The organism is Aquimarina ulvae (assembly GCF_053613295.3).
In genome coordinates this window covers 92,550-106,417 of the sequence record NZ_JBSIBP030000011.1, presented here as the reverse complement: position 1 = coordinate 106,417, position 13,868 = coordinate 92,550, and the positions used below count along the sequence as shown (strand labels likewise).

Sequence of the window (13,868 nt, the reverse complement as noted above, 5' to 3'; positions counted from 1 at the left end):
ACACTGGAGAAATGGCAGAGTGGTCGAATGCGGCAGTCTTGAAAACTGTTGAGGGTCACACCTCCGGGGGTTCGAATCCCTCTTTCTCCGCTAAAAGCCTTGTAATCATTTTGATTTACAAGGCTTTTCTTTTTTAGCTGACAACATCGATGACAGAAACAATGCATTTATAAGAATTTAAGACCTTTTCAATGAGAACTTTTCAATCTCATTATCTTATTCGAATAAAAGGGTGTTTTTAGTGCTTCACTGTTAATAATTGATCGATATTTCCCCTATTTTTATTTTATTACTACAGCAAAAGTGTTTTTTATAAGACAGTTATAATAGAATAAGCACGCCAAAAACGCAAACAGTTGCGACCTGTGATTGAGAGAAAAAAACTCTTTAGTAATACCTACCTAAAATAAATGATCATTGCCATCAAACTCTACGAATTTGGCATCTGGAATACGTTCAGCCATAGAATTCTACATTGCTAAATGGTGTTTGAGTATGCATTTTTTTGAAAATATTGTCATCACCAATACGTTTTGTGTCAAAGTTGGTTGCCCATTTAACTAAATCTTCAATGGTGGTTGATACGTTGGTAGCACCAATATTACTATTATTAAAGCCATCTTCAACATAGGTTGAGTCTATTTTGTAATGTGATGTACTGCTGTTTTTTTACAATCTGTCCTTTCTTGACTTAAAAAAAAAAAATTCTTCATACCTAGTGACTCAAATATGAATTACTTGATAAATGCTTGAAAAGACATATGTGAAACTCTAGCTACAACTTCAGCTAGAAGTGTATAGCCAGAATAATTGTACATATATTCTTCATTTCTGAAAGTTTAAGGTGTTTTGATTATTTAAAACACGTAAAACTTACTCATTTCTAATCAAATCACTTAAGGTCCATCCTGATAGCCGGAGTAAAGTATACTGGTCTATTAAACCGCTGGTGTGATTGAGTAAATGATGTATGTAATAGTGTTTTTAAAATCGTGCATCTCAATAATATAGGTTCTTATATCATCCTCTAAAAAAGTTTCCCCTTGGTTCTCTAGTAATAGAATGGCAAAGGAGGCAAATTGTTTAGAGACGGAAGCTACGTGAAATGAAGTTTCTCTTGTTATCGGAATTTGATATTCCAAATTGCTAACCCAAATTGTTTTTCATAAACTAATATTTATTGTTATTCACTAGTCCAATTGAAATGCCCGGTGCTTTCTCATCATAGCCTATCAATAAGCTTTCAAAACCTTTTTCTATTTGGTTGAGATTTAAAGAGACGTTTGCATCATTTTAAGCTTCTGATTTGATTATAAAGAGTACCTTTTTTAATGGCTGTGTTTAACTTATGAGTCCAACACAGCCTTGTTTTAATTTATATTTTTTATGCTAAACTCTTATGATTCCAGACACCAGTTTTCGCAACTTTGGTAGCATATTCACTAAAATCAATAGGTTTTCTTTCTAGTACTTTTTCAATATCACTGGATATTTCCGCTAGTTCGGGATTTCCAAGAACCTCAGTAAATAAATATTCAATAAGCCAAACGAAATCTTCTGATAGGTTTGCCTTTCGCATACCTTCTCCATATTCCTGTACTGTGATAGGTACAAAAGTGATGTGACGATTACTTGCTTTTGCTATTTCAGCAACGGCTTCTTTAAATGTTAGTGTTCTTGGGCCAGTTAGCTCATATATCTGTCCATTGTGCTTATCTTCTGTAAGGGCTTTGACCGCAACCTCGGCAATATCATCAACATCTACCCAAGGTATATTTGCTTCTGCCTGCGGCAAGGCAACAAAGCCATCTAAAATAGGTTCTAATAAAAAGTTTTCGCTAAAATTTTGATTGAACCAGCTCGCTCTTACAATAGTGAAGTTTAGTCCTGAGTGAATAATTACTTGCTCACATAATTGTGCTTCACGTTCACCTTTACCAGAAAGCAATACTAACTTTTTAACGTTTGCTCTCTTAGAAACTTTAACCAATTGCTCTATCGCATCTAACGCTCCAGGAACTGCCAAGTCTGGTTGATAGGTAATGTATATTTTGTCCATTCCTTCCACAGCGGTTTCCCAATTTTCAGGTTGATACCAGTCAAATGATGGGCTATTAGACCTTGAGCCTATTCTCACATGGTGTCCTAATGCTCCAAGCTGTGTAACAATTCTTCTTCCCGTTTTTCCGGTTCCTCCGAGTACTAAGATATTTTCTGTTTTCATTTTTTATTTACTTTTAAATTGAAATTAATTTCCCCCAAATTGTATGAGGGCATTTGCTATTACTTTTTATACTAAATGAGTTGAATTCTCTTTTTTGAATACTTTGATATACCAATACAAGGTTGTTGTTGCAATGAACTCAAATCCAATAAACCAAAAACCGAAATCGATAAAGAAATCAGAATATGTGCTTCCATAAGGCAGTACTGTAAATGGTACGGTTATGAGTGCATCTAAAATTCCAGATATAATAAAAAAGACTAAACCCACACAAATTCCGTGGGGATTCATGCCTTTCTTGTAATACAACTTTGCTCCAAACCAAACCACAGGTATGATGACTATTGATAGCCATAGATTAGCTTGTTGTTCTGCATTTTCAATAATTTGCACATAAAAGGATAGTGCATATAACATCACTCCGATTATCCAAATAAACAGGCCGAAGCCAATGGTTCTTGTTAATTTCATAATTGTTCGTTTTTCTGATTATTAGTTTTATGATTCCGCTTTGCTGCTCCGCTCGTCCTGAGATCGTGAATCTCGCAGGCTCGATTTCTCAAAAACGTATAAATGATTCTTACTATTTATCGTAAACCAATCCCATTAACAATAAGGCAAATGATGTAAAAGAACATACCGTACGTACCATATGCCAACGATTCCAAGGTTGTTCAAATGTCTTTCTTAAATCCGCTAGCTCAACTTTAGTAGCTGTTTCGAGTATTATAGTATCCAATAGTTCATTAAGTGGAATATTCCTAAAAATCGTTACCCAGCCCACACCTACCAAGAATAAAATAGCCGCTATTAGAAAGGATACGAATGCACCTTGACTTGCATTCTTAAACAGAAATACATTGACAAGTAGAAGAATCGAGGGACTGAAAAAGATTATTAAAAAGCCTCGATTTATAATGGCTCTGTTCATTGATTGGAAGGATTGTAAAAAGTTGAAGTCGTCTAATCTTCCAATACCTGAAGTTACTGCATTAGACCAAGTAAAACATAAACCTGCAGTCAATCCCGTGAATAAAATGCTAAATAATAGAATGTACGTTTTGATAGACAGTTCCATAATTATTTGTTTTGTGTGGCTGAAACCCACGTTAGTAAATCTTGATATTCTTGTGAAGTAAGTTTGATTTTTTTTCCTTTTGGCATTCTTTTTTTAATGAATACTTGTTTATAGACATCATCTGCCCAAGGGTTCATATTGTCTTCGGTGAAGACACGTTGTCTGTTACGTTTGCTATGACACACATTGCATTTATTCTCTAGAATTTGAAAAGCTTTCTCTTTGGGAGTATCCGAGATTGCTCTTATCGACACATACAATTGAGGTTGTAAGGTCACTGTCTCAGTGAATTCATAAATAGATTTAGAATCATTGAAGAGTGATACGGAAAATGCGATTATAAGTTGCACAAGTATTGTCATCATCAAATAGTTTTATTGTTTGATGATACAAAGGTGTGACTATGTGGCTTGATTCATTTATTCGAAAAGAAGTATGATTTGTCTGAAAAGTGCATTATTTGATTTGACTAGGGCGGTAGCCAAATTTTTTAGCAAAAGCATTTGAGAAAGAACTCAAACTATCATAACCCACTTGCCAAGCGGCTTCTTGGACTGTGGTTTGCTCTTCGCTTATAAGCTTATGAGCCGTAGAAAGGCGTTCATTTTGAAGATATTTGAAAACAGGAACTCCAAAAACCGCTTTGAATTCTTTTTTAAGCTTGGTTGCATTCAATCCTATTTGTTTTGAAATTTCGGTGAGAGACGGAGGGTTTTCGAGATTAGAAATTAAAATATCCCTTACCTCATTCAACTTATCTCGATATTCGGTTTTTGAATCTTCGTTGTGTAGTAGCGCTAGCTGACCAAAGAAATGAGAAAGCAAGGCTGTAATCTGACTTCTAAAGAACATCATTTTGGTTTTTCCAGAATACTGGTTCGCAAAAATAGCAGCTACAATACGCTCCATTTCTGGTGTCATAAAAAAACTCGGTCCTTCTACATAATTGTCTTTAGGGTTCACCAACTCTTGAAGTAAATCTTTAAACAGTTCGCCTTCTTGATTTGGTAGTTGGTCTATATTCTTTATGGCTGTTGCAATAATAATACACTCAAGGTCTTTATTTGGTGAAATGGTATGCTCAAATTCTACCTTATCATCTGCATAAAACGACAATGCTAAACCCTTTGTGTGATGGAATGTTTTGCTCGTTTCGTTATAGTTAACCGCCAAATGTACATTCCCCGAACCATAAAATGCTACGGCAATAAGTGGTTCTTCAAAGTGACAAGCATCTACTTCAATGGAAGTAGCTTTAGCTTCTTCCACCAGAATTATAAAATCGTTAATATGGATAAAATCTCTAGTCATAAATCTTGTATAAATTTAAGAAAAATAAATGACCACTAAATTTCATAGGTGAGATTAAAATCTAACTTTTGGACTACTCTCAAACCCTAAAAAAAACATTCGAACCCTCGGTGGAAATAATTTTTAAAATGTTAAAGTTTAAGAAAATGCAAAAATAATTTTGAGCCCAATTTGTTTCAAAATAATTTATTCAGATTTTGAAATTAAACCCGGATTGTGCATTGGAACTTCGTAATGAAGTTTTGAGACCCAATAAATAATGGCTTTTTTATGATTTTAGCGTAGCACGGCTACGGTGAAATTACAAAAAGAATTGAAACATCAGTATTTGAAGTGGCTCACCAATGTAATAGATTTTCTAATGCATATCCGGGTTAAAATAATATTACGTTAAAATCACACTGTAAATTACTGTATTTCAATCGATTGAAAAATAGGTGTGTAATTAGGTACGTAATTATAATATTTATAAAGTTGTCTATATGATTATCAGTATATTTAAACATAATGGATAGTTCCACTTTCTCCGCGGATAATAAAGCTCGATTTCTAAATAGAAGTTGAGTTTTTTCTTATGTATGCTCATATAATAGATTTTACGTATTTATATAGAATGTCGATAGGATGCTATATTGCTTAAAAAAAGTCTACTTTATTTGAGAATATGTAAAATTATTTACTAATATAATCACAGAAGCTCACTCTAAATGAGAATAATTTCTTTTCATTTTTCCTCTACAATTCTGTTTAACAAACTAGCAGGCTAACAAACATTAAGTGTAATTAAGAAGCAGTATAATAACCATAGATTTGATATATAAAAAGACCAATACCTGCAATCACCAAATAAACATTAGCCGCTTTGTAAAAGGCATCATAACTATTGTGTTTTTTCCATAGTGTAATTAATAAGACAATAGGGATTAAGGCCAGGATCTGCCCAAACTCAACACCGAGATTAAAACTAATAATTTTAGTTAAGAATTGTTCTGTACCTACATCAAAAGACTGGAGTCGCGTGGAAAGACCTAGTCCGTGAATTAGGCCAAAAACAAGTACCATAATTAACAAATTAGGCGAATTTATTTTAAGCTTTTCAAAACCACCTAAATTTTCAAACCCCTTATAGAGAACACTTATAGCGATTAATGCATCAATAAGATGCTCATCTGCTTTGACACCTAGATATGTAGCACCTATTAAAGTAATGCTGTGTCCTATGGTGAATAGTGTTACAAACTTAACAATGTCTTTAAAACCAGAAAGATAAAACACGACACCAGTAAGAAATAAAAGATGATCATATCCAGTGACCATATGTTTACCACCTACGTAAATATAAGAAAGCAGTCCACCATTATCTAGAATGGCTTGATCTGACGGACTTACACCGTGTGCAAAGGATATGAGAGGAAACAGAAGTAGAGCCGCTAAAAGCAAGTCGCTAATTTTTAACTTCATAAACTACTTTTCTTACGCTTGTTATACCAGAAAAAAAGTCCACCAAGAATTACTATACTTAGTAACCAGAATATATACGTTGGAAAGCCTTCTTTGTGTTTGTGATCAGTGTCTGCATGGTCGTGGGCGTGTGAAACTTCAAAGGTTAGAGTCGCCCAATTGCTTTCGTGAGTTAGTCCCTCTTCTTCAGTAGTTACTAAATGAATAGTTCTCATATACCAGATACCATCGTTGCTTAAGTTTACTGAGATTATTCCTTCATCATTGGTCCTTAGCTCTTGTCCAGTTGTATGGGTATGGGAGACGTTTTTCTCCTCATCACTGTGAACATGAGAATCAGTTTCTAGAGAGTGTTCGTGAGTATGTCCTTCTCTCCCCTGTTCATCAGAATGCGAATGGTTTTCTTCCTCGTGAGTATGATTGTTGTCATAATTTTTATGAGTGTGGTTTTGTTCAGTATGGTTGTGTGAATGATCTTCAACTCCGTGAGAATGTCCTTGCTTTGACGGTTTGTAATCGGCATATACCAATTGGTTGGAAAGTGGTTGACCATCTCGTAATAATTTCACCCGAAGCGTATCTCCAGTATGAGCATTATATGGATTACTAAGCGGTATAAACTCTATAGGATAACCCAGATCCGTCTGCCAGTCTGCTGTTCGTTTATCACCTACTTGAAAAATCGCTTTTACGTGCTTCGAATATTTTTCGATAGCATTTGTATTTAATGTACTGTCTTCAGTCCGTTGCTGAAGCATATCTTTTACACCGTCGTGTTCTAGATAGCTATTAAAGTCATTAGCATCCATCTCAATATTTCTGGATTTCGTAGAGATTCCTGCAATCCACGTTCCTTCGTTACCAGATTTGAAATAGAGCTTTGTAATACTATCCTTTTCAATCCATTGTTTTTCATCAACCTTAATACGCTCACCATTACCTACTAGACTGGCATCCAACATTCGGTTACGATCTATGATATTTTCACTTTTGTCAAATGTGCCATTATAAAGATTTATAACAGCATCCTGATTAGGGGTTATAAAATAACTGTCCATTTTAAGGTACATATCGTGGCTACATAGGAGCAGGATACAGAGAATTCCAAATACATGTTTTTTCATAAAAATCGATTGTCTAATGATATAAAATACATTCAAAAATAAATATTATTGTTGAGATAAATTGTAATTATTGAGAAGATACGACAGTCATGAAAACTTAATTTTATGCAGTATACGACATATCTATAGAAATCAAAACAGCTTTCATTTAAGATTTTGTATGATTAGGATCTAATGTACGACTATGATTACAGCTCAAAGATCATAATTTTTTGGTCAAAAAAGGAATTGATACGGTGTCAGCAATAAAATATAGCTTTCGCTAAAATCTTAAAAGCAAGGGGAAATGTTGATAGCCTCTATTTCTCAAAAAAAAACTTAGCTTCACTTAAAAGATAATTGAAACTTCTGTCTAGGATGACAACCGTACCCACATTTTTTCTGCATTTAACCGAAACGTTCCTACATGATCAAAACTACACTCAGATGGAGCGATGATCGACAAAAATGGTTCTTCTTTTCTATTTCTATAGAGATGATAAATTTCTCCTACAATAGGCTCAAAAGTAAATTTGGCATTATACACTAGATTATTGTATTCAAACTGCTCCATCAAAATATCAAACTGATCCTTCAGTTCATCATACTTAGCTTTTACTTGTTTATTTACTTTATGAACGTTAGTATTTTTCCAGGCTACAGTATCAGGAATGGTAATCGAAGGTGCGCCCACATCTGTGGCATATGGTTTTAATGCTGCATCATACCGCTTGTCTTCTTCATTATACACTACCTGATCTGGCTTTTTATCACTCATCATTTATCTTTTTGAAATTTTATTATGCGTAATCTGTTTTTGCCGGGAACATTTAAATCTTCCCTCTTCAAAAATACGCTTTTTAAGGTGTTTTGTTTTTCGACCCTGAACTCTTTTACGCCACATCCTGAAACTTGATGACTTCATTTCTCTTCGCATAAGATTGATCACCTCTTGCTCTTTTAAACCAAATTGCATCAAAATAGCATCAAATGGTGTTCGATCTTCCCAGGCCATTTCTATTACTCTATCTATATCTCTCATTGTCAATTCTTTTCCCATTTTATTTATGATTTTCTATCTGGTAATGTATGTTTTTTTAAAATTCGATATCCTTCCTTTTTTACTAATGCATCATCTTTCATTTGCCATAAAGTATCACTTGCTTTTTTTCGGGTTGTATTTATATCAACAACTGGAAATGGATAATCCCTACCTAATTCGAAGCTATTGAATTGTTGTTCTAATGGAGGCATTTTATATGGTTCATGAATATAAGCAATAGGAATGTCTTTCAACTCGGGAACCCACTTTTTTATAAAAACTCCATCCGGATCGTGCTCTATACTATTTTTAACGGGGTTATAAATTCTTAATGTGTTAATTCCAGTTTCTCCTGCCTGCATCTGTAATTGCGGAAAATGAATTCCAGGTTCAAAATCTAAAAACATACTGGATAAGTGTGCACTGGCGTCCTGCCAAGGTTGCCATAGATTGTGCGTAAAAAACGAGACAACTAATGCTCTCATCCTGAAATTTATATATCCTGTTTCTTTTAAACATCGCATACATGCATCCACTAAGGGATATCCTGTTTTGCCTTCTTTCCAAGCTATCTGATATGCTTCAGAAATTTGTTTCTTCAATTTTCGGTATCCTTTATTAATACTTTCAAACTCCATAATGTCTTCCATCTCAAACTTCTGTACAAAATGAACTTGCCATTGCAATCGCGATGTAAAAGCATCAATTTGTTTTTTATTTTTGGCAGATTTACGCTGTTTGATAGCATATTGCCAGACTTGTCGAATAGAAAGGTTTCCCCAGGCTATATACGGAGAAAGCCGACTGCACCCTTTACGGGAAAGTGCTGGTTTGGATATATGAAAACTATAATTTTTATAACGTCCGTTAAAGAAAGAGGATAAGTACTCATATCCTTTTGTGGTTCCTCCGTACTGAAAATTTAAATTGGACCTTGTATCTAAAGTGACAATACTAAAAACCTTCTCGAGTTCTTCTATTTTTTCAATTGGAATAAAACTACCTGGTTTTGGGCTATATTGAAATTGGGGTTGATTCATATAATGTTCACAATCCTCTCGCCAGTGCTCTCTATTTTGTAGTCCTCGATGGATCCCATTATTAGGGTTTTCAACCCATTGGATAAGATTATTTTTGCAAAAACGTGAAAATGTTTTATCTCTTTCATAGGTAAGCCTAATACCCGTTTCTTGATGAGAAAACACTTGATCTATTTTCCAGAATTGTTGTAAAATCCCTATTGCATGAATTACTTCTGAAGACACACATAAAACTTTTGTTCTGTATGGTACCAATTGAGAATTAATGTCTCTTAAGGATTGTTTTATAAAATTCCAATGACGTTCACTATAGTGTTTATCTTCTTTCAGTGAATTTTCGAAAACATACAGTAGTAACGTTGGTGTATCAGTTGCTATTGCATTATAGATAGCTTCATTATCATGTAACCGCAAATCGCGTTTAAACCAGACAATATTGATATGTTCCTTCTTAATACTCATTAGGGTGGTCTATAATATGATTCGCTCTTACTTTTAGTTTATGCAATTTTTCTTTATCCATTTTGTGCAACATATTAAGCATCATGGACATTCGTCGATTATCTTTAAAGTATTCTTGTTTTTCGTCTAGAAAATTCCAGTAAAGGGAATTAAAAGGACAAGCATCTTCTTCGTGTCTTTTGCTTACTTTATAATGACAACCCTTACAGTAAGTACTCATTTTATTAATGTAACTACCACTAGAAACATATGGTTTTGTAGCAACCAAGCCCCCATCTGCAAATTGACTCATACCACGGGTATTTGTTATTTCGACCCATTCTATCGCATCGATATAAATCCCTAAATACCATTGATCGACTTCATCCGGATGGGTCATTGTTAATAACGCATAATTACCTGTAATCATTAAACGCTGAATGTGATGGGCATAAGCCTCGTCTAAACTTTGCCTGATTGAAGACTTCATACAATTCATTTTGGTATCTGCGGTCCAGTAAAAACCAGGTAAAGTATTGTTATTGTTTAACTCATTTCTCTGTTGATATCTTGGCATTTTTGCCCAATACATTCCGCGCATATATTCTCTCCATCCTAAAATCTGCCGTACAAACCCTTCTACCTGAGAAATATCAATATCCTCTTTATTTGTTCTCCAATAAGTTATCACCTCATTGATCACCTCTGTTGGGTGAAGCATTTTGGTATTCATAGCAAATGATAATCTGCTATGAAATAAATATTTCTCATCAGGATGCATTGCATCCTGATAATCTCCAAAATGTACGAGTAGGTTTTCACAAAAATATTTTAACACAGATAAACACTCTTCTCTGGATGTTGGCCAATTAAATTCTTTCTCTTTTATATTGCCTATCGTTTTGATTCCTTCTTTATCAATAAGTGCTACCAATGCTGTAACATCTTTACGAAAATCCTTCTTTCCCGGTATAACAGGGCTTCCATTCCATTTCTTTCTATTACTCTGATCAAAATTCCATTTCCCACCTTCCGGGTCTTTTTTGGTGAGCATCATAATATCATATTTCTTCCGCATATCACGATAAAAATACTCCATTGTATATTGTTTTTTACCCTTAAAAAAGTCAGAAAGGTCAGTTCTTGAAGTTAGGAAATGCTCCGTGTCAAATACCTGAGTATCTATAGGTAACTGATTACAAAAATCTTTCAATTGCGTATCGAGTCTGTATTCATCTGGAAGCTGGTACTCAAACTTTGTAATCTTTTTTTTATTAATAATTTCTTTTAGGTTGACCACCAAATCTTGCTGATTGTCTTTATTATCTATCGTGAAATAAGTCACATCATGACCTGTTTCTTCTAACCAATAAGCAAAGTTGCGCATACTCTGAAAAAAACCTACTACCTTCTGTATATGATGCGTTGTATAATCTGTTTCCTGACGCATTTCTGCCATAAAATAACAAACGTCCTCCTGATTATTGGTAAACCAGGAATGCTTACTATTTAATTGATCGCCAAGTAGTAACCGTAGTGTCATATTTTAAAATAATTTTGGTTGAAGCCAAAGATTTTGAAACCTTTGTTTAGGATCATAACGTTCTGACTGGAGTTTTATATTAAACTTTCTATCTCTTGGATCATTACCCACCCCAGCAATATACTGCCAGTTTCCATAATTACTATGGACATCATAATCAATTAGTAGTGATTCAAAATATGCTGCTCCTATCCTCCAATCCAGTTTCAGTTCCTTTGCAAAATAAGATGCAACATTTTGTCTCCCTCGATTACTCATCCATCCGGTATTGCGCAACTCTATCATATTAGCATTTACAAAAGGTTCGTTAGTTTCTCCTGCAATCCATTTATTAATTTCGTGTTCATCATTTAACCAAGAATATTCCTTGTTTAGAATTCCATTTAATTTAAAGAGATCTCTGCCATGTTTTAGGGATACATATTTGAAAAAATCCCTCCAAATCAATTCAAAAACTAACCAATACGTACTTTGATTTTTTTCAACCTCTTTTTCGTATAAGCATAACTTGTGATAGATCGTTCTGGGAGAAATACACCCATTAGCTAACCAGGCAGAAAACTTAGAACTGTAACCAGTTCCTATCAAGCCATTTCTAGTCTTTTTATAATATAAGAGCTTATTGGTCTTCCAAAAATAATCCTCCATCCGTTTTAAAGCACAACTCTCCCCTCCTTTGAATGGGAATGCCGTCCTGGAATCTGTTTCGAAAGCATCAAAACCAAGAGTTGATAAGGTAGGTATTTTGGTAGTTATGTTAGTGAGGTTCTCAGGAGATCTGGCATAAATTTGAACTTCTGGTCGTACTCTTACCTGCTTCTCGCATTGCTTTCTAAACTTTGTAAAAACTTGTGGTATTCGTTCAAAATTAAAGGGAATATCATCAGGATGAAATAGAAATTGATCATATGACTGTATCCATTTAATATTTGGATTCTTTATTTTTTTTTTGATTTTTTCTAATATTTCTTTTTCTTCTGAGGTCCACTCTTTTTGTAGATATATATTGTCTACATTGTAATCATTAACAAGCTGCGGTAACACTTTTTCGGGTTTTTTAAAATAAGTGCACAATGTTATATTCAGATTGCCCAGGTTTTTTTTTAATTCAGTAACGCTTTCGATAAGAAATTTAGCTCTAAACTTCTCTGTCTTTTTGAATCCGAACGAATCTTTTTCAAATAGTCTAGGGTCAAAAAAGAATACAGCAAGTATGTCATCATGTTCGCTCGAAGCCTTGTATAGAGAGTTATTATCGTTAATTCTTAAATCATTCCTAAACCAAATAAGTGCTGTCTTTTTCATAGTCTCAATCAGATAATATTACCCATATGTTACATCGATTTTGTTTCGATTATTTCTGCATCTATTACTACAATATTTTACATCGTCCCATACCTTTTCCCATTTTTTTCTCCATGTAAATGGTCTTTCACACACTACACAAGTTTTTACAGGAAGATTAGATTTTTTCATATTCAAATATTGTTTAAACAATTTACAAAAAACTTAAACAAAAACAGGGTGGTAAATTAATTTTAACACGAATTAAATGCTCAGGAAAAGATTAATACAATTTGAAGTTTATAAATAAATTCCACAAAAACACCAAAGTCCATAAAAACGTTCGTAACCAATTAAGGGAAGTTAATTTGTTCATTAGTTTCCTGTCGATCCTTCCATTAGAGATACGATGGTGCATTGGTACAAATTGTAAAAAAGTAGAAAGCCAGACTGCACTAATTAGAATTAAATCCACTGTATGATAAAAATCCAAAGTCTTATACAATCTGATAATGCTCAATGCAAGCTGCCCGATCATTAATGGCATTACGATAATTCCTATGCGAAATGTATATGTTTGATGCCAATTAATTAAATTCTGTTTTTGATAATAACTAAAACCGGGATAAATAATTAGTTGTACTAACCATATCAACACTATCAATCCAAAATCAACTAATAATCTCGTTAAGATGAACACCATAAAAACTAAAAATCAGGTATTTCCTGAACTCTTGCATATGGATATTCTGCTATTTTTTCTAGAGCATAATAGGTATTTAAGCCAGAAATACCAACAGTATCCATAAGACTTAAATCCAAATCCAAATGTTCTCCAGTTATTCTTTCTGGTACTATTAAATGTTTTATTTCGCCAATCACTAACATAGTTCCATTATGTATAATATTCATTGCTTCTACAAACTCTAAACCTATTTTAAGCTCGCTTTCTTTTACAAAAGGAGCCCTGAACTGAGAAATGTATTCTTCTGTTAAGCCGCACCGCGTGAATTCTGAAATATTTCTATCCACTTTAGCAGAAGTATAATGTGCATTTTTTGCGAATGATCTGTGTATGTGATTGATCGTGTATTGACCATTTTGTTTTATATTTTCGTAGGTATGCCTAGGAACTTCGCCAACTGGTCTCATAATAAACCCCATAAGAGCGGGATCACTTCCTAAATGAACTACTGAACTAAATATAGCAACATTGGTTTTCTCATTATCAGAGATAGTACCGATCAAATTTGCCGGTTTGATACCCGATACAGCATTTATAATTTTTAAGCGCTGTACGCGATCCATTTTCTCGATCTGTTGTTGTGTAAAATGCATAGT

Annotated in this window: 15 protein-coding genes and 1 tRNA gene; 1 reads left to right on the top strand and 15 read right to left on the bottom strand. The window is 33.9% G+C overall.

The features are described 5' to 3' along the window. Positions 1–5: 5 nt before the first annotated feature. Positions 6–90: transfer RNA gene (locus ACWGOQ_RS19670), tRNA-Ser, on the top strand. Positions 91–938: 848 nt separating this feature from the next. On the opposite strand, the gene ACWGOQ_RS19665 is transcribed toward ACWGOQ_RS19670, so the two are convergent. From ACWGOQ_RS19665 to ACWGOQ_RS19595, 15 genes are all read right to left on the bottom strand, one after another. Then, on the bottom strand, positions 939–1,142 hold the full coding sequence (locus tag ACWGOQ_RS19665) for a serine hydrolase (RefSeq protein WP_452060242.1): 204 nt from the start codon (positions 1,140–1,142) through the stop codon (positions 939–941). Between the two features lie 242 nt (positions 1,143–1,384). Continuing rightward, the gene (locus tag ACWGOQ_RS19660) at positions 1,385–2,224 is read right to left on the bottom strand and encodes an NAD(P)H-binding protein (RefSeq protein ID WP_452060241.1); all 840 of its coding nucleotides are present in this window, start codon (positions 2,222–2,224) and stop codon (positions 1,385–1,387) included. A 66-nt stretch (positions 2,225–2,290) separates the two neighbouring features. Next, a complete protein-coding gene (locus ACWGOQ_RS19655) occupies positions 2,291–2,695 on the bottom strand; it encodes a DUF5367 family protein (RefSeq protein ID WP_452060240.1) in 405 nt (134 codons plus the stop codon). A gap of 112 nt (positions 2,696–2,807) precedes the next feature. Further along, positions 2,808–3,302, bottom strand: a complete 495-nt coding sequence (locus ACWGOQ_RS19650; RefSeq protein ID WP_452060239.1) for an anthrone oxygenase family protein — start codon at positions 3,300–3,302, stop codon at positions 2,808–2,810. A gap of 2 nt (positions 3,303–3,304) precedes the next feature. Continuing rightward, complete coding sequence (locus ACWGOQ_RS19645) at positions 3,305–3,667, bottom strand: hypothetical protein (RefSeq protein ID WP_452060238.1); 363 nt, start codon at positions 3,665–3,667, stop codon at positions 3,305–3,307. A gap of 91 nt (positions 3,668–3,758) precedes the next feature. After that, a complete protein-coding gene (locus tag ACWGOQ_RS19640) occupies positions 3,759–4,613 on the bottom strand; it encodes a helix-turn-helix transcriptional regulator (RefSeq protein WP_452060237.1) in 855 nt (284 codons plus the stop codon). A 783-nt stretch (positions 4,614–5,396) separates the two neighbouring features. Continuing rightward, complete coding sequence (locus ACWGOQ_RS19635; RefSeq protein ID WP_452060236.1) at positions 5,397–6,074, bottom strand: HupE/UreJ family protein; 678 nt, start codon at positions 6,072–6,074, stop codon at positions 5,397–5,399. Continuing rightward, on the bottom strand, positions 6,071–7,198 hold the full coding sequence (locus ACWGOQ_RS19630; protein WP_452060235.1) for a DUF4198 domain-containing protein: 1,128 nt from the start codon (positions 7,196–7,198) through the stop codon (positions 6,071–6,073). Before ACWGOQ_RS19630 ends, ACWGOQ_RS19635 begins: the two co-directional genes overlap by 4 nt. Before the next feature lie 352 nt (positions 7,199–7,550). Beyond that, entirely contained in the window at positions 7,551–7,955 is a 405-nt protein-coding gene (locus tag ACWGOQ_RS19625; RefSeq protein WP_452060234.1) for a DUF2452 domain-containing protein, read from the bottom strand. Positions 7,956–7,958: 3 nt separating this feature from the next. After that, positions 7,959–8,237: a TIGR03643 family protein gene (locus ACWGOQ_RS19620; protein ID WP_452060233.1), complete on the bottom strand. Its 279-nt coding sequence runs from the start codon at positions 8,235–8,237 to the stop codon at positions 7,959–7,961. Between the two features lie 5 nt (positions 8,238–8,242). Then, the gene (locus ACWGOQ_RS19615; RefSeq protein WP_452060232.1) at positions 8,243–9,721 is read right to left on the bottom strand and encodes a cryptochrome/deoxyribodipyrimidine photo-lyase family protein; all 1,479 of its coding nucleotides are present in this window, start codon (positions 9,719–9,721) and stop codon (positions 8,243–8,245) included. Further along, entirely contained in the window at positions 9,711–11,243 is a 1,533-nt protein-coding gene (locus ACWGOQ_RS19610; RefSeq protein ID WP_452060231.1) for a cryptochrome/photolyase family protein, read from the bottom strand. Before ACWGOQ_RS19610 ends, ACWGOQ_RS19615 begins: the two co-directional genes overlap by 11 nt. A 3-nt stretch (positions 11,244–11,246) precedes the next feature. Continuing rightward, positions 11,247–12,548 carry a DASH family cryptochrome gene (locus tag ACWGOQ_RS19605; protein WP_452060230.1) on the bottom strand — a complete coding sequence of 434 codons (1,302 nt, stop codon included), beginning with the start codon at positions 12,546–12,548 and terminating at the stop codon, positions 11,247–11,249. Between the two features lie 18 nt (positions 12,549–12,566). Further along, complete coding sequence (locus ACWGOQ_RS19600) at positions 12,567–12,719, bottom strand: DUF2256 domain-containing protein (protein WP_452060229.1); 153 nt, start codon at positions 12,717–12,719, stop codon at positions 12,567–12,569. A 516-nt stretch (positions 12,720–13,235) separates the two neighbouring features. Beyond that, entirely contained in the window at positions 13,236–13,865 is a 630-nt protein-coding gene (locus ACWGOQ_RS19595) for a flavin reductase family protein (protein WP_452060228.1), read from the bottom strand. Between the last annotated feature and the right edge of the window lie 3 nt (positions 13,866–13,868).

Coding starts and splice junctions, on each gene's coding strand:
- ACWGOQ_RS19645 (WP_452060238.1), bottom strand. CDS start 3,667: ATGATGACAATACTTGTGCAACTTATAATCGCATTTTCCGTATCACTC.
- ACWGOQ_RS19640 (WP_452060237.1), bottom strand. CDS start 4,613: ATGACTAGAGATTTTATCCATATTAACGATTTTATAATTCTGGTGGAA.
- ACWGOQ_RS19630 (WP_452060235.1), bottom strand. CDS start 7,198: ATGAAAAAACATGTATTTGGAATTCTCTGTATCCTGCTCCTATGTAGC.
- ACWGOQ_RS19615 (WP_452060232.1), bottom strand. CDS start 9,721: ATGAGTATTAAGAAGGAACATATCAATATTGTCTGGTTTAAACGCGAT.
- ACWGOQ_RS19610 (WP_452060231.1), bottom strand. CDS start 11,243: ATGACACTACGGTTACTACTTGGCGATCAATTAAATAGTAAGCATTCC.
- ACWGOQ_RS19605 (WP_452060230.1), bottom strand. CDS start 12,548: ATGAAAAAGACAGCACTTATTTGGTTTAGGAATGATTTAAGAATTAAC.
- ACWGOQ_RS19595 (WP_452060228.1), bottom strand. CDS start 13,865: ATGCATTTTACACAACAACAGATCGAGAAAATGGATCGCGTACAGCGC.
- ACWGOQ_RS19660 (WP_452060241.1), bottom strand. CDS start 2,224: ATGAAAACAGAAAATATCTTAGTACTCGGAGGAACCGGAAAAACGGGA.
- ACWGOQ_RS19650 (WP_452060239.1), bottom strand. CDS start 3,302: ATGGAACTGTCTATCAAAACGTACATTCTATTATTTAGCATTTTATTC.
- ACWGOQ_RS19655 (WP_452060240.1), bottom strand. CDS start 2,695: ATGAAATTAACAAGAACCATTGGCTTCGGCCTGTTTATTTGGATAATC.
- ACWGOQ_RS19620 (WP_452060233.1), bottom strand. CDS start 8,237: ATGGGAAAAGAATTGACAATGAGAGATATAGATAGAGTAATAGAAATG.
- ACWGOQ_RS19625 (WP_452060234.1), bottom strand. CDS start 7,955: ATGAGTGATAAAAAGCCAGATCAGGTAGTGTATAATGAAGAAGACAAG.
- ACWGOQ_RS19600 (WP_452060229.1), bottom strand. CDS start 12,719: ATGAAAAAATCTAATCTTCCTGTAAAAACTTGTGTAGTGTGTGAAAGA.
- ACWGOQ_RS19635 (WP_452060236.1), bottom strand. CDS start 6,074: ATGAAGTTAAAAATTAGCGACTTGCTTTTAGCGGCTCTACTTCTGTTT.